At 68.3% G+C, this 18,080-nt stretch carries 16 protein-coding genes; 9 read left to right on the forward strand and 7 right to left on the reverse strand.

The window, feature by feature from the left end; all coding sequences use genetic code 11:
* Window positions 1-43 precede the first annotated feature (43 nt).
* From BO996_RS03800 to BO996_RS03830, 7 genes are all read left to right on the forward strand, one after another.
* Window positions 44-1,780 (forward strand): methyl-accepting chemotaxis protein, encoded by a 1,737-nt coding sequence (locus BO996_RS03800; RefSeq protein ID WP_071954043.1) that lies wholly within the window; start codon window positions 44-46, stop codon window positions 1,778-1,780.
* A 187-nt stretch (window positions 1,781-1,967) separates the two neighbouring features.
* The gene (locus BO996_RS03805) at window positions 1,968-2,645 is read left to right on the forward strand and encodes a phosphoglycolate phosphatase (protein ID WP_043820118.1); all 678 of its coding nucleotides are present in this window, start codon (window positions 1,968-1,970) and stop codon (window positions 2,643-2,645) included.
* A gap of 147 nt (window positions 2,646-2,792) precedes the next feature.
* On the forward strand, window positions 2,793-4,088 hold the full coding sequence (speE, locus tag BO996_RS03810) for a polyamine aminopropyltransferase (RefSeq protein ID WP_071954044.1): 1,296 nt from the start codon (window positions 2,793-2,795) through the stop codon (window positions 4,086-4,088).
* Between the two features lie 243 nt (window positions 4,089-4,331).
* A complete protein-coding gene (locus tag BO996_RS03815) occupies window positions 4,332-5,024 on the forward strand; it encodes a hypothetical protein (RefSeq protein WP_071954045.1) in 693 nt (230 codons plus the stop codon).
* A 170-nt stretch (window positions 5,025-5,194) separates the two neighbouring features.
* Entirely contained in the window at window positions 5,195-5,695 is a 501-nt protein-coding gene (locus tag BO996_RS03820; RefSeq protein WP_071954046.1) for a hypothetical protein, read from the forward strand.
* Window positions 5,673-6,359: a response regulator transcription factor gene (locus tag BO996_RS03825; RefSeq protein WP_013804692.1), complete on the forward strand. Its 687-nt coding sequence runs from the start codon at window positions 5,673-5,675 to the stop codon at window positions 6,357-6,359. The genes BO996_RS03820 and BO996_RS03825 overlap by 23 nt, the downstream gene beginning before the upstream one ends.
* A 37-nt stretch (window positions 6,360-6,396) precedes the next feature.
* Window positions 6,397-7,743 carry a sensor histidine kinase gene (locus BO996_RS03830; RefSeq protein ID WP_232240462.1) on the forward strand — a complete coding sequence of 449 codons (1,347 nt, stop codon included), beginning with the start codon at window positions 6,397-6,399 and terminating at the stop codon, window positions 7,741-7,743.
* On the opposite strand, the gene BO996_RS03835 is transcribed toward BO996_RS03830, so the two are convergent.
* From BO996_RS03835 to BO996_RS03850, 4 genes are all read right to left on the reverse strand, one after another.
* Window positions 7,718-8,314: a chalcone isomerase family protein gene (locus BO996_RS03835; RefSeq protein WP_013804690.1), complete on the reverse strand. Its 597-nt coding sequence runs from the start codon at window positions 8,312-8,314 to the stop codon at window positions 7,718-7,720. The genes BO996_RS03830 and BO996_RS03835 overlap by 26 nt on opposite strands.
* A gap of 501 nt (window positions 8,315-8,815) precedes the next feature.
* Window positions 8,816-9,796 (reverse strand): CBASS cGAMP-activated phospholipase, encoded by a 981-nt coding sequence (locus tag BO996_RS03840; protein ID WP_071954047.1) that lies wholly within the window; start codon window positions 9,794-9,796, stop codon window positions 8,816-8,818.
* Window positions 9,796-10,245 carry a hypothetical protein gene (locus BO996_RS03845; RefSeq protein ID WP_034389628.1) on the reverse strand — a complete coding sequence of 150 codons (450 nt, stop codon included), beginning with the start codon at window positions 10,243-10,245 and terminating at the stop codon, window positions 9,796-9,798. The genes BO996_RS03840 and BO996_RS03845 overlap by 1 nt, the downstream gene beginning before the upstream one ends.
* The gene (locus BO996_RS03850; protein ID WP_013804688.1) at window positions 10,242-10,637 is read right to left on the reverse strand and encodes a hypothetical protein; all 396 of its coding nucleotides are present in this window, start codon (window positions 10,635-10,637) and stop codon (window positions 10,242-10,244) included. The genes BO996_RS03845 and BO996_RS03850 overlap by 4 nt, the downstream gene beginning before the upstream one ends.
* Window positions 10,638-10,994: 357 nt before the next feature.
* Here BO996_RS03850 and trpE point away from each other — a divergent pair, with 357 nt between their 5' ends.
* Window positions 10,995-12,494, forward strand: a complete 1,500-nt coding sequence (trpE, locus tag BO996_RS03855; RefSeq protein WP_071954048.1) for an anthranilate synthase component I — start codon at window positions 10,995-10,997, stop codon at window positions 12,492-12,494.
* Window positions 12,491-12,841 (forward strand): chorismate mutase, encoded by a 351-nt coding sequence (locus tag BO996_RS03860; protein ID WP_016449526.1) that lies wholly within the window; start codon window positions 12,491-12,493, stop codon window positions 12,839-12,841. Before trpE ends, BO996_RS03860 begins: the two co-directional genes overlap by 4 nt.
* Here the strand turns inward: BO996_RS03860 and BO996_RS03865 are convergent.
* Genes BO996_RS03865 through BO996_RS03875 form a run of 3 tightly spaced genes read right to left on the reverse strand, consistent with a single transcriptional unit; the run spans window position 12,838 to window position 17,965 of the window.
* Window positions 12,838-14,070, reverse strand: a complete 1,233-nt coding sequence (locus BO996_RS03865) for an acetate/propionate family kinase (protein ID WP_071954049.1) — start codon at window positions 14,068-14,070, stop codon at window positions 12,838-12,840. The genes BO996_RS03860 and BO996_RS03865 overlap by 4 nt on opposite strands.
* Window positions 14,067-15,533 carry a bifunctional enoyl-CoA hydratase/phosphate acetyltransferase gene (locus tag BO996_RS03870; RefSeq protein WP_071954050.1) on the reverse strand — a complete coding sequence of 489 codons (1,467 nt, stop codon included), beginning with the start codon at window positions 15,531-15,533 and terminating at the stop codon, window positions 14,067-14,069. The genes BO996_RS03865 and BO996_RS03870 overlap by 4 nt, the downstream gene beginning before the upstream one ends.
* Window positions 15,530-17,965, reverse strand: coding sequence for a DUF3141 domain-containing protein (locus BO996_RS03875; protein WP_071954051.1), 2,436 nt, complete (start codon window positions 17,963-17,965; stop codon window positions 15,530-15,532). Before BO996_RS03875 ends, BO996_RS03870 begins: the two co-directional genes overlap by 4 nt.
* Window positions 17,966-18,080: the final 115 nt, after the last annotated feature.

The raw sequence follows: 18,080 nt of genomic DNA on the forward strand, positions 1-18,080 counted from the left end.
CCGCCCGTACACCGCAATTTGCCCATCCCACTGGAGACGTGTCATGAATCCTCGCTTCTGGACTGTCAAGACCAAACTTTCCGCGGCCTTCACTTGCCTGGCGCTTGTCACCATGGTGGTGTCCCTGCTGGCCCTTCAGGCGTTGAGCGAGGCAAATCAGAATCTTGTGCGCTTCGTCGAAGGCGTCAACGCCCGTGCACACCTGGCAGAGAGGGTTCGCACAGCCGTGGACCGCCGGGCGATCGCGGCGCGCAACCTGGTGCTGGTGACCTCGCCTGCAGACCTGGCGGCGGAGAAGGATGCCGTGACCTCCGCGCACACCGACGTCAACACCTCGCTGGCCGAACTCCAGGCCAAAATGGCTTCGAAGGATGTTGCGGCCGATGCACGTGATCTGGTTGCCAAAATTGCGGGCGTGGAGCAACGCTATGGACCGGTCGCTACCGACATCGTGTCCCTGGCTCTGCAAAACCAGAAGGAGGCAGCGATCCGCAAGATGAACGAAGAGTGCCGGCCCTTGTTGGCGCAGCTGATCGAGGCCACCCGCCAGTACAGTGAACTGACCCGCCTGCGTTCACAGCAGATGATCGAGGAGGCCGCGCAGGCCTACGCGCACCGCAGAAACATACTGATCGCCGCCAGCGTCATGGCCTTTGTTCTGGCTGTGCTGATGGGGCAACTGATAGCACGCGGCCTGACGCGCGCCCTGGGTGCGGAGCCGGCACAACTGGGCGACGTCGCGCAACAGATTGCCCAGGGCAATCTCAGCCCTGAATTGCTTCGCCACCAAGCCCCTGAAGGCAGCGTCCAGGCATCGCTCAATGCCATGCTCAAGAGTCTGGTCTCTGTCGTCCATGAAGTTCGCAACAATGCCGACGGGGTCGCCGGCGGCAGCACGGAAATCGCCAATGGCAATGCCGACTTGAGCCAGCGCACCGAACAGCAGGCCAGTGCCTTGCAGGAGACTGCAGCGTCGATGGAGCAGCTGTCGACCACCGTCAAGCAAAACGCGGACAACGCCAGGCAGGTCAATCAACTCGCCTTGGGAGCAAGCCAGGTGGCCACCAAGGGCGGCGGCTCCGTGCAGGAGGTCGTCAATGCGATGCAGGACATCAGCGAAAGCTCGCGCCAGATCGGCGAAATCGTGGGCGTGATCGACGGCATCGCGTTCCAGACCAACATCCTGGCGCTCAACGCCGCGGTCGAGGCGGCCCGCGCGGGCGAGCAGGGAAAAGGCTTTGCCGTGGTGGCCGGTGAGGTGCGCAACCTGGCGCAGCGCAGCGCGCAGGCAGCCCGGGAAATCAAGCAGCTCATCGCCACCAGCGCTACACGCGTCAAACAGGGTACCGAGCTGGCTGACCAAGCCGGAGCCACCATGGCGGAAGTGCTGCATTCCATCCAGCGCGTGACAGATCTCATGGGTGAGATCAGCAGCGCCAGTGATGAGCAAAGCGCGGGGGTAGCGCAGGTCGGCAAGGCCGTCAGCCAGATGGACCAGGTAACGCAGCAAAATGCGGCCCTGGTGGAGGAAAGTGCGGCGGCAGCGGCCAGCCTCAGAACGCAGGCACAGCAGCTGGTGCAGGCCGTGTCGATCTTCCAGCTGGGAGGCCATGCGGCGCAGCTTTCCCCGACCCCGCCGCTCCCGCAACCGACGGTGCGGGCGCGCAAGCCGGCACCCGCGACAGCGGCACTCCCCGCACGCCAGGCTGCCCGCGCCGTGCAGCCCGTGCAGCCCGTGCACAAGCAAGCGCAGGAGCAGGACGACTGGGTGTCGTTCTGATCAACCTCCCCCTTGCGTGCGGCCCTGGCGCTCGTCGGACCGCATCGCGGCACACCGGGATACGGGGCCACGGCCATGCAGGGACTGCCAGGGGACGCAAGGCCCAAGTCCCAGGGCCCGCGCAAGTTCTGATATTTTCAACGCTGTTCCTGCGCAGGCAGCCCCCGGCTTTCGACACCCCCATTTCATGATTTCAAACTTCATTCCGTTGAACCCACAGCAACTGGACGCCGCCATCGTTGATCTCGACGGCACCATGGTCAACACCTTGGGCGACTTCGCCGAAGCCCTCAACCGCATGCTGGCGGACCTGCAACTGCCGGCCATCGCCCCGCAGGCCATCGAGAACATGGTGGGCAAGGGCTCGGAGCACCTGATCCGCTCGGTGCTGGCCCATGTGGGCGCGGCCGATGTGGATGCCATCTACGGCCAGGCCTGGCAGCGCTACGAGCACCACTACCTGCAGCTCAACGGCCAGTTCGCCGAGGTCTATCCGGGCGTGCTCGAAGGCCTGCAGGCCCTGCGCGCACGCGGCCTGCGGCTGGCCTGCCTGACCAACAAGCCGCTGTCCTTCGCGCAGCCGCTGCTGGCACAAAAAGGCCTGGCGCCGCTGTTCGAGCAGGTCTTCGGCGGGGACTCCTTCGAGCGCAAGAAGCCCGACCCGCTGCCCCTGCTCAAGACCTGCGAGGCCCTGGGCACCTCCCCCGCGCGCACGCTGATGCTGGGCGACTCCAGCAACGACGCCCAGGCCGCGCGCGCCGCGGGCTGCCCCGTGGTGCTGGTCAGCTACGGCTACAACCACGGCCAGCCCGTGCGCCAGGTCGATGCCGACGGCTTTGTCGATGCGCTGACCGAACTGGCCTGAGACGCGCAGCCTCCAAATTTGTTGGAAAAAGAATGGGATTTGGCGATGGTTAACGCACTTTGACGGTGCGATTTATGTTTTTGCTAGAGTCGTCTGCTTTGCCATCCTGGCCGCGATCCGGCCACAGACAAGGAGGAAGCACGCGACATGCACGGACTGCACCTGACCGCCGATCTCTACCAATGCCAGGGCGACGCGCGCCACATGCTCGACGCCGACGCCATTGCCGCCCTGTGCCGCGCACAGACCGCGCAGGCCGGCCTGACCCTGGTGGAGGACCGCTGGGTCAAGTTCCCTGACTACCAGGGCCAGCCCGGCGGCGTCACCGGCACCGTGCTGCTGGCCGAATCGCACCTGGCCATCCACACCTGGCCCGAGACCGGCTGCGTCACCGTCGATGTCTACGTCTGCAACTTCTCCGCCGACAACTCGGGCAAGGCCCGCGCGCTGATGGAGGGCGTGATCGCCGCCTACGCGCCGGGCCGCGTCGTGCGTCAGCAACTCATGCGCGGCGACATCGGCCCCGGCGCCAAGGACGAGGCGGCGGCCGATGAGGGCGATTGGGCGCTGGAGGCGCTCACGCCCCATGCGCGCTTTGGCTGGCGCGCCATGCGGCGCGAAACCGTGCAGACGCCCCATCAGGAACTGGAGCTGCTGCACACGCCGCAGTTCGGCAAGGTGCTGCGACTGGACGGGCGTTTCATGACCTCCGAAGGCGAGGAATTCTTCTACCACGAGGCCCTGGTCCACCCCGCGGCCCTGGCCCACCCGGCGCCGCGCAAGGCGCTGATCCTGGGCGGTGGTGATGGCGGCGCGGCCGAGGAGCTGCTCAAGCACCCGTCCATGGAGCAGGTGGTGGTGGCCGAGCTGGACGAGGCCGTGGTCCAGGCCGCGCGCACGCACCTGCAGCAGGTGCACCGGGGCGTGTTCGATGACCCGCGCCTGCAGCTGCGCATAGGCGACGGCATGGCCATGGTGGAGCACACCGAAGAGCGTTTCGACCTCGCGCTCATGGACCTCACCGACCCCGACACGCCTGCCAGCGCGCTGTACTCCGACCAGGCCCTGGCGCGCATGAAGCGCGTGCTGGCGCCGGGCGGCGCCCTGGTGCTGCACCTGGGCAGCCCCGTCTTCCATGGCGAGCAGGTGGCGCGGCTGGTGGCCAGCCTGCGCGAGCGCTTTGCCATCGTGCGTTGCTACGGCCTCTACATCCCCCTGTACGGCGCCTACTGGGGCCTGGCCGTGGCCTCCGACACGCTGGATGCGGCGGCGCTGCCCCCCGCCCAGCTGCGCCAGCGCCTGGCCGAGCGCCGCCTGCCCGACCTGCGCTACTACAACGCCGAAGTGCACCCCGCACTGTTCGCGCTGCCCAACTATTACCGCGACCTGGTGCAGCCCGCGCCCCTGGCGGCGCTGCCCCCGCGGGCGGTCCGCGTCGCCTGAGCCCAGCCCGTTCTGGCAACGGGCCGAGCCCGGCCCGCCCTGGCCGGGCTGCGGTGGCAACTGCGCGCCCGGCAGGGCAAATTTGACACAGTGCTGCAATCTGGTGGCAAGTCTGCTGTAATGAAAAACGGTGGGAAGGCCCGTGCGCCCGCCATTTCTCCGGCTTCCTGGTAAGTATTCCGGGATATTGCGTGCTTGCAAAAACCATATCAACAGATAAAGCGCCAGACGCCCTGTATCAAAATGACTGCTTCCCTTTCAAAAACAAGAATATCCACGTCCAAATACCACGATGATTCCTTGCTGCGGCTTTGGAATTGGGCTTTGTTGGCGGGACTGGTATTGAGTTTTCCCCTGAGCTTTGTATTGCCGCAAAGCCTGAGCTGGGAAAATGGATTCCTGGAGAATATCCAGGCCGTGACCCTGCTGCTGGGCATGGTGGCGGCCCTGGTTGCGGCGCGGCGGCAAAAGGGCTCCTTTGCAGCGCCACTGTGGTGGATCGCCTCCCTGTTCTGGCTGGCCTTTCTGGGGCGTGAACTGGCCTGGGGCGCGGCTTTCCTGCCCAGCCTGGAGGCTGGCAAGTGGGGGCCGGTGATCAGCTCCCAGGTGCTGTGGTACCGGCCCGCCGTCAAATGGGTGGTGGGTGCCATGCTGCTGCTGTGCTGCTATTGGTTTGTGCGCCACGGTGTCTGGAACAAGGTCATCAAGCGCCTGGTGCACGAGAATGCGCTGCCGATATTCAGCCTGGCGATATTTGTCGCGGCCATGGTGATCTCCACCAATGCGGAAGGTCATGGTTTCATTGTCCTGCAGCAATGGTTTGATTATCAGGTGATCGTGCTGGAGGAGCTGGTGGAGACCTTTGGCTATATGGCACTGTGGCTGGCACAGTGGGCGCTGGTCAGGTATGTTGCTGGCTGGCAGGAAGATATTTGAGCCAATATTGATCAAACCGGCCGCCTGCATATTCCCGGTGTAATGGGCCAGATTCAGGGGCCGGTAAGTCGCCAGTAAGACGCAATCGGGGAGCATGGCCGTTTTCCCCGAAGGTTTGCCGCTCTCGCGGCGGACCGACGGAGCCTGAAACGACAGAACGTGCCATCGCAATGCAAGCCTCCATCTACCAGGACGTGATAGGTATCCAGGCGGCGGGCCAGGCGTATTCCCTGGGTTCGCGCTTCCAAGAATGCAGCCAGCACCGTGCCGTGCGGCTGGAGACGATCTTCGAGCTGGTCATCCTCAAGTTCCGCGAGGACCTGCTGCAGGCGCTGGCCGAGGAGCCGCCAGGCCCCGCACGCCACCTGCGCTCCTACGTGCGCTGCGTCTGCGAGCATGCCCTGTCCCGCCAGCGCGGCCAGAAGACGGCCGCACAGTTGCTGACCCGCGCAAGATTCCAGAACATATGGTTTGATTTCGTGGACGCGGCATGCGCCGACGATCTGGTGTCCGAGGACATTGCCCTGCAATGCCGCGCCATGGTCGAGGACCTGTGGGTCATCCATGTGCTGGTCGAGCCCATGGCGCCGCAGCGCATCACCGGGATCAGGGAGCATTTGCTGTCCCTGTGCGGCAACGACGGAAACCATGAATCGCATCGCATTAATTGAGGACCATGCCAGGCTGGCCACGCTGGTCAGCCGCTCGCTGGCCAACTCCGGCATAGAGACCGACGTCTTCCACCAGATCTCCACGGCCTGGCTGGCCCTGCAGGACATCGACTACGGCGTCATCGTCATCGACCGCGGCCTGCCCGATGGCGACGGCCTGCAACTGGTGCAGCGCCTGCGCGCCGCAGGCCGCTCCACGCCCTGCCTGATGCTCACGGCCCGTGACGCGCTCAGCGACCGCGTGGGCGGCCTGGAAGCCGGGGCCGACGACTACCTGACCAAGCCCTTTCCCATGGAAGAACTGATCGCCCGCGTGCGCGCCCTGCTGCGCCGCCCGGCCCTGGTGCAGGAGCTGGCGCCGCAGCTGGGCGACATCAGCATCAGCCCGCAGCAGGCCTGCATGCACTGCGCGGGCTCGGCCATCGCGCTGCCGCCGGCGGAGCTGCAGATCATGCTCAGCCTGGTGCGCAAGGCCGGCGCCACGGTGCGCCGCTCCACGCTGGAGGCGGCGGCCTGGGGCATGAGCAGCGTGGTCACGCCCAACGCCCTTGATGTGGCCCTGCACCGGCTGCGCCGCAAGCTGGCCGCGGCCGGCTCGTGCATGGAAATCGTCAACATCCGGGGTCAGGGCTATGCGCTTCGCGAACCTTTGCTGGCCCGGTAGCCTGCGCTCGCGGCTTCTGGCCGTCTATGGGTTGAGCATGGTGTTCAGCGCGCTGCTGGTGGGCGCGCTGGTGATCCTCGTCGCCAAGCCCTTCGACAGCTACGCGCTGCAGCGCGGCATGGGGCATGCGGCCGAAAAGCTGGCCGAGTGGGTGAGCTTCGACGCCAAGGGCGTGCCCCAGGGGTTCAGCGAGCGTGAACTCAAGGCCTGGATGCTGACCAGCCTGGGCGAGGAAATGCAGCTGCGCATCACCGACGCCCGCGGCCGTGTGGTCTTCGCCCCCAACGGCGAAATGCAGCCGCTGACGCAGACCGGCCAGGGCTTCGACCCCGAGCTCAAGGCCTTTGCCTACGAGCGCGGCGGCGTGGTCATGCGCGCGGGCACGGCCACGCTGGTCCACGACGGCACGACGTGGCACGTGCAGATAGCCGTCAGCGACCGCATGGTGGACTGGCTGCGCGAATCGGTGGGCCTGCCCGCGCTGTGGCGGGGCATGGTGGCCATCGGCGTGGTCTTCCTGGTCGTGTTCCTGTTCTCCACGCACCGCACGCTGCAGCGCATGCTCAGGCCGCTGGGCGTGGCCGCGCAGGATGCGCAGCGCATCACCCCGCAGACGCTGGGCACGCGCCTGCAGCCCAAGGACCTGCCGCGCGAGTTCGCGCCCCTGGTCGAGGCCTTCAACCACGTGCTGGACCGGCTGCAGGCCGGCTTCAGGAACCAGCAGGAATTCCTGTCCATGGCCGCGCATGAGCTCAAGACGCCGCTGGCCCTGATGCGCGTGCAGATCGAGCTGGAGCCCGAGGACCGGCGCAGCCCCGAGCTGCTCAAGGACGTGGACCACATGGCGCGCCAGGTCCAGCAGCTGCTGCACCTGGCCGAGGTCTGCGAACACCAGCGCTACCGCATGGAAGACATTGCGCCGGCCGACATCATTGGCGAGGTCTGCGACTTCATGGCCCGCGCCTCCGAAAAATGCGGCGTGCACATCCACTGCGAGGTCAAGGACGGCTCGCCTGCCTGGCGTGCCGACCGGGGCGCGCTCTTCGTGCTGCTCAAGAACCTGATCGAGAACGCCGTGCAGCACAGCCCGCAGGGCGCCACCGTCACCGTGAAGGCCTGCGGCCTGGGCTTTTCGGTACTGGACCAGGGCCGTGGCGTGCCGCCCGAGGACCTGCCGCGCATCTTCGAGCGCTTTTGGCGCAGCAGCGAGCGGCGCGACCTGGGCGCGGGCCTGGGCCTGCCCATCTGCCTGGAGATTGCGCGCGCCCATGGCTGGACGCTCACGGCCCTGCCCGGTGCCACGGGGCTGGAGATCCAGGCACGCTTTGCCGGGCCGGTTCAGGAGCCCGCGCAGCCGTTCAACCGCCCAGCAATGCCTTCTTGAGCTGATCGTCGGCCGGGTGCGGGCCCAGCCAGATGCCCAGCAGCGCCTGGAAGAACTCGGGCTCCTGGAAGGGCGCGCCCTGGGCCTGGCCCTTGACGAAGACCTGGGCACCCTGGCCCGGCACCCAGTCCACCGAGAAGTTCTCGCCCGGCAGCAGCTTCTTGTGCTGCGTGAAGATGTCGCTCATGCGCAGCACGCCGGGCACCAGGCGCGAGAAGCGGGCGCGCTCCATGTTGTCCTCGATGCCGCGCGCGAACAGCTTGCCCAGCTCGGCCGAATCGATCTCGCGCAGCATGGTCACGCTCACGCGCTTGGGGCCGGGCAGGGCCGCGATCTCCTGCAGGCTGGCGGCCGGTTTTTCTAGGTACAGGCCGGCCGTGTAGACCTTGAAGATGGCCTTGTAGCGAATGCCCGCGCCATTGAGCTGCAGCGTCTGGCCACCCACCCCCGCCTGGGCGGGATAGGCCACGCCCGCGACGGTGCGCGGCGGCTCCTGGGCAGTGGCGGCCAGCGGCATCGCCAGCGCCATGGCCAGGGCGGCTGTCTTCATCCAGCGGGGCAAGGCGGTCATGGTGTCTCCTGCGGGGGGCGGGCTGTGGCCCGGTTGCGGTTTGTTACGTCCGGGCGAGATGTTGTGGGGATTGGAGAGGGGTGGCAACAGGGTTTTCGCGGGCCGGTGGATGGCGCTGCTTTGGCGGCGTTTCCGCGCTGAGTCTCTTTGCAAGCCCCTGTCGGGGCGTTTCTTTTCGAGGCCGGGTTTCGGCCCGGCGGCCGACCTCCTTTTCTTTGATTCGTCAAAGAAAAGGAGGCAAAAGAAAGACGACCCGAATGTCCGCGACCCCTTCGCTGCGCTGCGGGGCAACCTGCGCCGTGGCGGTTGCGGGGTTCGCCGTGAAACTCACTTCGCGCTGCGCGCTACGTTCAAACAATCACGGCGAGTCAGATGACGAAGCAGTCCTGTCCTTCGGCAGGACTGCAACCCCGCAACCACCACGGCGCAGGCGCTGACATACGGGGAGTTTGCCCGGGCCTTCGCTGCGCTCGGCCGGGTGGGCGAGAAGCGTTGGGCGTTTCAGCCCAGGACGTTCTTCAGCAGCGTCTTTTCCTGCTCCGTGAGGGCGGCGATGCATTCGTCGCCCAGGGCCTGCAGCAGCCGGGTGCTGTCGGCGTTGGCGATGTCCAGGCCCAGGCGCTTTTGCTGGGCTGGGGGCTGCGTGAAGTTCAGGCGCAGGTAGCTGCTGGTGCCCAGTTCCTGGCGGGCCGCCTTGACGGCCTGGACCTCCTGGGCGGCCATGACCAGGTCCAGCAGGGGCTTGACCAGGGTCAGCCCGCGCCGGGGCATGGCCACGGGGTCCTGGCCCTGCTGGGGGTTGGCGGTGCCGATGCTGATCATCACGATGTCGGCGGCCGGCCCCCAGAGCTGGCGGGCGGTCTGCAGGGCCAGCAGGTCGGGCGCGTTGGCGGCGAGTCCGCCGTCCACGAAGACATGGCCTGCTGCGGCGTGCGCGGGAAAGTAGGTGGGGGCGGCCGATGAGGCCAGCATGGCGTCCATCAGCGTCAGGCCCAGCCGGTCCCTGTCGGGCAGGGCGCCGCTGGCCAGCACGTGCAGCTGCGATGAATTCCAGTTCACGGCGGGCAGCAGCAGCGGCACCTGCAGTTGCCCCAGGGCGGACTGCTCCGCTTGCGGCATGGCCTCCTTGATCGCTGCGCGCAGCGGGGCGCTGTCATAGAGCGCTTTGCCCATGGCCTGGCGCAGGCCGGGCAGCCATTTGGAGGGAAAGATGGCGGGGCCGTGGTCCAGCAGCAACTGCTTGATGCGCGCGGGCTGGCAGCCGCTGGCCAGGGCGGTGGCGATGATTGCGCCGATGGAGGTGCCGGCGAACAGGTCCACTTTCTCCAGCAGGTCGCCGTTGCCGAATTCGCGGTGGATGCGCTCCAGCACATGGGCGCTGAAGAGGCCGCGATAGCCGCCGCCCGACAGGCTCAGGACGACCCGGCGCCGGCGCAGGCCCTGGCGCACCGCGCTGGACAGGGGCGGTACGTCGAAGTCCATCACAGCGCGTGCACGGTGACGCCCCGGGCGGCGGCCTGCGTCAGGTAGAGGTTGGCGGGCTCGGTGTAGCAGACCTTGAGCAGGTCGGCCGTGGCGATGAGCAGCCGCAGGTCCTGCGCCAGGGGCGCCGTGCCCTGCGGGCCCTGGCTGTCCAGCGGCGCGAAGTTGCGCCATTCGATGAAGCGCTCCAGCACCTTGTTGTCCACGCTGGTCAGCATGGAGGCGCCTTCGGCCCGCAGGTTGGCATACAGCGCGTCGAGCAGGGAGAACCATTCGTTGCGGTCGCGCAGGTCATGGAATGCCTCTGCCACGGCCGCCTTGGCGATGGCCATGGACAGGTCGCTGACGATGCAGTCCAGCGGCCGGATGGTGGAGAACCACTGCAGGGTCGCGGGCTCCTGGTTCGCCATCCACAGCAGGCAGCGGGGGCCCAGCAGGTAGCGGCTCATGGCGCGCGCCGGGCGGGTACGTCGATATCGCCGCGCGCCCCGGACATCTGCGCAGCGGACAGATCCACGGCCTGGCGCGGCAGTGGCAGGGACCGGCAGATGTCGGCCACCGTGCGGGGGGCGCGCTCGTTGGCGGACAGGGCCACCATGTGCTCCTCGCTGACGATCACGTAGCGCTTGCGGCCCTGGGAGATGAGGGCCACCCCGTCGTGATCGGCCTGTTTGAGCACCGCGCCGTACTGCGCCTTGAAGACCGAGATCGGCATGGGCGTGGTGTTGCGCGGCATGGCCGATCCGACCTGATGGCTCAGGTCCCGCAGGGCGCGGTTCAGCGGGTCGCGTTCGCCCTCGGGCAAGGCAGCGTCGGTGCGGGCGGAGAAATGGGACGGCATGGTTGACCTTTCTGGTCAGGTTGTGCTGCCATTGTTGGTCAGGCTGACCAGGGTGTCAATTGTGGCCATGGCAGGCCCCTGCGGCGCCCCCGCAAGGCGCCGGTCCGCACTTGTACCCAGCCGCGTCTGCGCTACACTTGCCCGCTATGTTCATTCATCGCATGTTCATTGCAGGTTGTGGAGACCGGGGAGCCTGGCCCTGGCGCAAGCCTGTCCAACTGAACAGCTGAAGCACCCGGGGCGCGACCCGGCGTGCACCCGAGGCCCTACGGGCCAATCGAATGAATCGGCGCAATCCATACGCAGCCCGCACCCACACCAGGTCTGCCAGCGCCACGCAATCCGGAGCCTTCCCCCGTGATCACCGAACTCGAATTCAAGAGCCTTGCTGCGCAGGGCTACAACCGCATCCCTCTGATGGTCGAGGCGTTTGCGGACCTCGAAACCCCCCTGTCCCTCTACCTCAAGCTGGCCCATGCGGGCGGTGACGGCAAGCACAGCTTTTTGCTGGAGTCCGTGGTGGGCGGCGAGCGCTTCGGGCGCTACAGCTTCATCGGCCTGCCTGCACGCACGCTGCTGCGCGCCAGCGGCTTCGGCGATGCGGCATGCACCGAGGTGGTGACCGATGGCCAGGTGGTGGAGACGGCCAAGGGCAATCCGCTGGACTTCATCGCTGCCTACCAAAAGCGCTTCAAGGTGGCACTGCGCCCGGGGCTGCCGCGTTTTTGCGGCGGGCTGGCCGGCTACTTCGGCTACGACGCCGTGCGCTACATCGAGAAGAAGCTGGAAGATTCCTGCCCGCCCGATACGCTCAACTGCCCCGACATCCTGCTGCTGCAGTGCGAGGAGGTGGCGGTGATCGACAACCTGTCGGGCAAGCTGTACCTGATCGTCTATGCCAACCCCGGCGAGAGCGAGGCCTATACGCGCGCCAAGAAGCGGCTGCGGCAGTTGAAGGATCTGCTGCGCTACTCGGTCAGCGCACCGCAGATCAAGGCGGGGGAGAGCCATCCGGCCCAGCGCAGCTTTGCCAAGGAAGACTACCTGGCGGCCGTGGAGAAGGCCAAGGAGCTGATCGCCGCAGGCGACTTCATGCAGGTGCAGGTGGGCCAGCGCATCCACAAGCGCTTCACGGCCAGCCCCTTGAGCCTGTACCGCGCGCTGCGTTCGCTCAATCCCAGCCCCTACATGTACTACTACCACCTGGGCGATTTCCATGTGGTGGGCGCCAGCCCCGAGATCCTGGTGCGCCAGGAGAACACGGACGAGGGCCAGAAGGTCACCATCCGCCCGCTGGCCGGCACGCGCCCGCGCGGCGCCACGCCCGAGGCCGACAAGGCCATCGAAAAGGAGCTGGTGGCCGACCCCAAGGAACGCGCCGAGCACGTGATGCTGATCGACCTGGCGCGCAACGACATCGGCCGCATCGCCAAGACGGGCAGCGTGAAGGTGACCGAGGCCTTTGCCGTGGAGCGCTACAGCCACGTGATGCACATCGTCAGCAACGTGGAGGGCATTCTGCGCGACGGCATGGACAACATGGACGTGTTCAAGGCCACCTTCCCGGCCGGCACGCTGACGGGCGCGCCCAAGGTGCATGCCATGGAGGTCATCGACCAGCTGGAGCCCACCAAGCGCGGCATCTACGGCGGCGCCTGCGGCTACCTGAGCTTTGCGGGCGACATGGACCTGGCCATTGCCATCCGCACGGGCGTGATCAAGGACGGCACGCTCTACGTGCAGGCCGCCGCCGGCGTGGTGGCCGATTCCGTGCCCGAGATGGAATGGAAAGAGACCGAGCACAAGGCGCGCGCACTGATGCGCGCGGCCGAGCTGGTGGAGGAAGGACTGGAATGAGCACGGACCGCGCCAAGCAGGCCATCGACCTGGTGCAGCACTGCACCGACATGCTGGATGTGCGCCGCAATGTGGACGCGCTGGACGATGTGCTGGTGCCGCTGCTGGTCACGCGCATGGGCTACATGCAGCAGGCCGCGCGCATCAAGGCCGATGCGGCCCAGGTGCGCGACGAGGGCCGCATCGAGGCCATCGTGCGCCGCGTGCGCGAGCGCACGGCCGCCGAGGGCGGCCAGCCCGACATGATGGAGGCGGTGTACCGCCACCTCATGGAGGAATGCATTGCCTACGAGCACCGCGAGTTCGCGCGGCTGCGCGAAGGCGGTGCGCAGGACGATCGTTCCTAGCCCGGCAGCCAGCGCAGCGCATGGCGCGCTGCCACCCATTCCTCGTTCGTGGGCTCCACGCCCACGGTGACGGCGCTGCCGGTGGCCGAGATCACGGTCGCATCGCGCGCATTGGCCTCGGCGTCCAGCCGCAGGCCCAGAAAACCCAGGCCCTCGCACACGCGCCGCCGTATCTCGGCGCTGTGCTCGCCCACGCCTGCGGTGAACACCAGCAGGTCCAGGCCGCCCAGCACGGCGACCAGGGCGCCGATCTCGCGCACGATGCGCCGCACGTACAGGGCCAGCGCATCGCGCGCGCGCTCGGCCTGGGCATCGGCGCCTGACTCCAGCGGCAGCAGCACGCGCGGCTCGGACGAGGTGCCCGAGACGCCCAGCAGGCCGGACTCGTGGTACAGGATGCGGCCCACTTCCTGCAGGCTGAGCTTTTCGATTTCCATCAGGTAGATCACGGCGCCGGGGTCCAGCGCGCCGGTGCGCGTGCCCATCATCAGGCCGTCCAGCGCAGAGAACCCCATGGTCGTCGCCACGCTTTGCAGGCCCTGCATGGCGCACAGGCTGGCGCCGCTGCCCAGGTGGGCCACCAGGGTGCGCCCGCGCGCCAGGTCGCCATGGCGCTCGGGCAGGGCGGTGGCCATGTATTCGTAGGACAGGCCGTGGAAGCCGTAGCGGCGCAGCCCGCGTTCCCAGGCCGCATGCGGCAGGGGCAGCAGTTGCTCGACCTTGGGCAGCGTGTGGTGGAAGGCGGTGTCGAAGCAGGCCACCTGCACCAGTTCGGGCCGCTCGCGCAGCAGGATGTCCATGGCCTCCAGCGCAAAGGGCTGGTGCAGCGGCGCCAGCGGGATGAAGGCCTTGAGGTCGGCCAGCACGCCGGCATCGACGCGCACGGGCTCGAAGTAGCGGCTGCCGCCGTGCACCACGCGGTGGGCGACGGCAGCCACGCGGGCGCCGTCCAGCTGCGCCAGGCGCGCGGTAATGCGCTCGCGGATCAGCTGCAGCGCGGCGCGGTAGGGGTGGGCGGCATCCAGGGCAATGGCAAAGGGCGAAACGCCGCTCTCGCCGAAGTCGGGCGCGGGCCCGCCGATGCCCTGGACCTTGCCGTTCCACAGCGGCTTGCGCGGCAGCGGGCGCTGGGCACCGTCGAAGACGGCGAACTTGATGCTGGACGAGCCGCAGTTGAGCACCACGACCAGTTCGCGGGCGGGGGAGGATGCGGTGTGGGCAGGGATCATGGTGGGGAGTTCCGGTAGCGGTGGGCCAGCAGCAGGGCGATGGCGCAGGAGGCGATGCGCGAGGCGCGGCTGTCGGCGCGGCTGGTCAGGATCACGGGCACCTTGGCGCCCATGACGATGCCGGCGCTGGCCGCCTCGCCCATGTACATGAGCTGCTTGGCCAGCATGTTGCCGCTTTCCAGGTCGGGCACGACCAGGATGTCGGCCTGGCCCGCCACGGGCGAATCGATGCCCTTGGTGCGCGCGGCGGCCATGGACACGGCGTTGTCGAAGGCCAGCGGCCCGTCGAGCACGCCGCCTTCGATCTGGCCCCGGTCGGCCATCTTGCACAGCGCGGCGGCGTCCAGCGTGGCCGGCATGTGCGGGCTCACGGTCTCCACGGCGGCCAGGATGGCGACCTTGGGCTCGGGCACGCCGATGGCATGGGCCAGGGCGATGGCGTTGCGCACGATGTCGGCCTTTTGCTGCAGGTCGGGCGCGAGGTTGATGGCCGCATCGGTGACGATGAAGGGGCGCGGGTAGTGCGGCGTCTGCAGCACGAAGCAGTGGCTGACGCGGCGCTTGGTGCGCAGGCCGGCGGCGGCGGCCACCACCTCGGCCATGAGTTCGTCCGTGTGCAGGCTGCCTTTCATGATGGCCTCGACCTCGCCGCAGGCGGCCAGCTCGGCGCCGCGCGTGGCGGCGGCGTGGCTGTGCGGGACGTCCTCGATGCGCAGGCCGCCCAGGTCCAGCCCGTGCTCGGCCGCCACGGCCTCCAGCCGCGCACGCGGGGCCACGAGCACGGGGTCGATCAGGCCTTCGCGGCGCGCGTCCAGCGCGGCCGAGAGGCTGGGCTCGTCGCAGGGATGGACCACGGCCACGCGGATGGGCGGCAGGCCGGCCACATGGGCCAGCAGCCGCTGCAGGCCGTCGCGTCCACCGGCTTCCAGGCGGATCTCGGGCAGGCTGGTGCGCTGGCGCTCGATGTGGCGCGCAGGCGCATGCACGGTGGCCTGGCCCTCGATCACGGCGGCGCCATGCTGGTTGGTGCAGGCCACGGCCAGCGTGACCTGGCGCTGCTCGGCCTGCTTGGCCAGCACCTCCACGCGCACGGTCAGCCGGTCGCCTGCGGCCAGCGGCGCCAGAAAGCGCAGCGTCTGGCCGACCAGGGTGGTGCCCGGGCCGGGCAGGCGCGTGCCCAGCACCGAGGCCAGCAGCATGCCGCCCCACATGCCGTGGGCGATCAGGGCCGTGTCGTCATCGTCGGCACCGGCAACCGTGCCAGCACCAGCACCAGCACCGGCACCAGCGCCGTCTGCCACGGCCGCGCCCGACAGGGCGGCGAACAGGCGCAGGTCCTGGGTGCTCAGCGTGCGTTCCAGGCTGGCGCTGTCGCCCACGCCCAGTTCGTCAAAGCTGTGGTTGCGCAGCAGGGCCAGGTCTTCGGGCGGCAGGGCCGTATCGGAATCGGGGGAGAGGTTCATCGCTTTTTCCGGGGGCTGGGGTGTGCGCGGCTGGCCTGGGCGCGTGCGGGGCGCTTGGCGGCAGGCGCGGATTCGGGAACAGGTGCGGGCTCGGGTGCCGGTTCAGGAGCTGCAACAGGAGCGGTCAGAGGCGCTGCCGAAGGTGCCGTCAAAGGTGCGGGTTCAGGCTCGGCCACCGAGGCTGGCGCGATGGCCGGGTGCCGCTCGGCCTGCTCCTTCGCCTGCCTGGACTCGGCGGCCTCCAGCGCCTGCACGAAATGCCCCATGGCCTGCAGCAGGCGCTGGTGCTCGGCATCGCTGAGGTTGCCGCCCTGGTTGGCCAGCTCGTCCACCGTGGTCATGCCCCAGCGGATGTCGGCGGCGGGCGAGGCGGCCAGCAACCGGGGGATGGCGGCCATGGCGGCGTCGGGCTCGCGCTGCATCAGCAGGGCCTGGCGGCGCACGATGCGGCGGAACTGCGCCATGTCGGGCGGCACGCCGCCCAGGTGGTCCTGCAGCAGCCGCCAGGCGTGGCGGAAGTGGCGCTCATCGGCCTCTCCGCGTGCGCGCAGCACGTGGAACAGGGCGCGGATGACGGCCTCGTACAGCCCGCCCTGGGCCACGCTTTCGTGCAGCCGCGCCAGTTCCTGGCGCATGTACTGGCAGTGCTCGGGCGATTCGCCGGGGTGCGGGCGCGGCGGGCCGTCGTCCTGGCGGCTCTGGCCGGCCAGGGCCTGGATCAGGGGCGAGCCATAGATGGCGTGGAACAGCCGCGCCTGCATGGCATCGCGCTGGTCGCGGTAGGTGTCGAGCAGATGCACCACGGCCTGCGACATGGCCTGCTGCGCCTTCAGGAAGGGGTTGTCGGGCTCGACGGGGTGGCGGTCCTCGCGCGCATGCTCGGCGGCCTGGGCCACGACGGGCGCCAGCGGGTGCGAGTCCGACCAGCATTCATAGCCCACGCGCAGCGGGTGCATGGCCTGCAGCCAGCGCGCAGACAGCGGCGTGGACAGCGCCTGCACCCAGGGCTGCACGGTGTTGCGGTACAGGGCCAGGTTGATTTCGGAGACGCGCGCGGCAGCGGCGAAATGGCGCTCGCTTTCGGGATCGGGCCGGACGATGCCGCGCACCTCGGCCAGGTCGCTGCGGCGGATCTTCATCAGGTAGGCGTCGTCGGTCAGGTCCTGTGCCGGCACACCGGCCGGGCGGTCGGCGATCTCGGCGCGGTAGATGCCGGCGGGCAGCAGGTCGATGATGTCGATGTGCGCCGCGAACTCGCGGTGCTCCTTGCGGCCCACGGCGCCCGAGACAAAGATGCCCAGGTGGCCGATGCTGTCATGCGTGGCGAAGACGATGGTCTGGTCGTGGGCGGCGATGTCCTCGTCGTCGCGGTACAGGTCGGTGATCCAGCCCAGGGCCTGGCCCGGCGGCGTGATGTTGTCGCCATGCGAGCAGAACACCACGATGGGCGAGCGGATGTTGCGCAGGTCGATGCGCACGCCGTCCGAGGTCGTCAGCTCGGCCGTGGCCAGCCGGTTGCCGATGAACAGGTTGTCCACGATGTACTGCATCTCGCGGCCTTCCAGGAAGACATAGCCGCCCCAGTACTTCTCGAAGCCCAGGTAGCGCGGCCCCTCGGTGTCCACGTCGGCATAGACCTGGTACTGCTTTTCCCACAGCGTGTTGGCCGGGTTGAGGTTCTCGAAGTTCTGCACCAGCCATGCGCCGTCGAAGCGGCCCGCGCCCAGGTCGCTGGTCAGCGCCGTCATCCAGCTGCCGCCCATGAGGCCGCCGCCATAGCGCATGGGGTTGTCGCCGGCCCAGTACGACAGCGGCGCACCGGCCACGATGATGGGGCCGAACAGCTCGGGCCAGACGGCCGCCGTCATGAGGATCTGCCAGCCGGCCTGGCAGTTGCCGATGACGGCGGGCTTGCCCCGGCTCTCGGGGTGCAGCTCGGCGACCTTGCGCACGAATTGGGCCTCGGCGCGCATCACGTCCTCGACGGTCTGGCCGGGCACGGGGTCGGGCAGGAAGCCCACGAAGTAGCAGGGATGGCCGGCCTTGAGCGCGGCGCCGATCTCGCTGTCGGGCTTGAAGCCGCCGATGCCGGGGCCGTGGCCCGCGCGCGGATCGACGACGATGAAGGGGCGCTTGGCCGGGTCGATGACCGTGCCCTCCATGGGCGCGATGCGTGCCAGGCCGTAGTTGACGGGGCGCGGCAGGTCCAGGCCCGACATCACGATCTCGGCCCGGAAGCTCAGCACATTGGGCACTTCCTCGGCCAGATGCTCGCGGTACTGGTTGCCACGCTGGCGCCGGATGTCGGCATACAGCAGCGAGCGCTGCCAGGCATCGGTGGCGTATTGCGCGGCTGCCTGCGACAGCTTCATCGGATCGCCCCACATCCCTCCCACGTCCACGGTGCCGTGGCTCTGCAGGTTCTCGTTCATCTGGCCCACTCCTTTACCGGCATGTCATGCCCTGCTCTTAGATTGCGTGTGATTGTTTGTGGCTGGGTGCGGATGGCCGCCCCGCGCCCATGCGGCCCCGAACCTGCGGGACCGC

Source organism: Delftia sp. HK171, from assembly GCF_001886655.1.
Classification (GTDB): domain Bacteria; phylum Pseudomonadota; class Gammaproteobacteria; order Burkholderiales; family Burkholderiaceae_C; genus Comamonas; species Comamonas acidovorans.

Bases quoted from the DNA above. Each gene is read 5' to 3' on its own strand.
- BO996_RS03865 (WP_071954049.1), bottom strand. From the start codon at position 14,070: ATGATCCCTGCCCACACCGCATCCTCCCCCGCCCGCGAACTGGTCGTG.
- BO996_RS03860 (WP_016449526.1), top strand. From the start codon at position 12,491: ATGAGCACGGACCGCGCCAAGCAGGCCATCGACCTGGTGCAGCACTGC.
- BO996_RS03815 (WP_071954045.1), top strand. From the start codon at position 4,332: ATGACTGCTTCCCTTTCAAAAACAAGAATATCCACGTCCAAATACCAC.
- BO996_RS03800 (WP_071954043.1), top strand. From the start codon at position 44: ATGAATCCTCGCTTCTGGACTGTCAAGACCAAACTTTCCGCGGCCTTC.
- BO996_RS03850 (WP_013804688.1), bottom strand. From the start codon at position 10,637: ATGCCGTCCCATTTCTCCGCCCGCACCGACGCTGCCTTGCCCGAGGGC.
- BO996_RS03870 (WP_071954050.1), bottom strand. From the start codon at position 15,533: ATGAACCTCTCCCCCGATTCCGATACGGCCCTGCCGCCCGAAGACCTG.
- speE (WP_071954044.1), top strand. From the start codon at position 2,793: ATGCACGGACTGCACCTGACCGCCGATCTCTACCAATGCCAGGGCGAC.
- BO996_RS03835 (WP_013804690.1), bottom strand. From the start codon at position 8,314: ATGACCGCCTTGCCCCGCTGGATGAAGACAGCCGCCCTGGCCATGGCG.
- BO996_RS03820 (WP_071954046.1), top strand. From the start codon at position 5,195: ATGCAAGCCTCCATCTACCAGGACGTGATAGGTATCCAGGCGGCGGGC.
- BO996_RS03825 (WP_013804692.1), top strand. From the start codon at position 5,673: ATGAATCGCATCGCATTAATTGAGGACCATGCCAGGCTGGCCACGCTG.
- BO996_RS03805 (WP_043820118.1), top strand. From the start codon at position 1,968: ATGATTTCAAACTTCATTCCGTTGAACCCACAGCAACTGGACGCCGCC.
- BO996_RS03845 (WP_034389628.1), bottom strand. From the start codon at position 10,245: ATGAGCCGCTACCTGCTGGGCCCCCGCTGCCTGCTGTGGATGGCGAAC.
- BO996_RS03875 (WP_071954051.1), bottom strand. From the start codon at position 17,965: ATGAACGAGAACCTGCAGAGCCACGGCACCGTGGACGTGGGAGGGATG.
- BO996_RS03840 (WP_071954047.1), bottom strand. From the start codon at position 9,796: ATGGACTTCGACGTACCGCCCCTGTCCAGCGCGGTGCGCCAGGGCCTG.
- BO996_RS03830 (WP_232240462.1), top strand. From the start codon at position 6,397: ATGGTGTTCAGCGCGCTGCTGGTGGGCGCGCTGGTGATCCTCGTCGCC.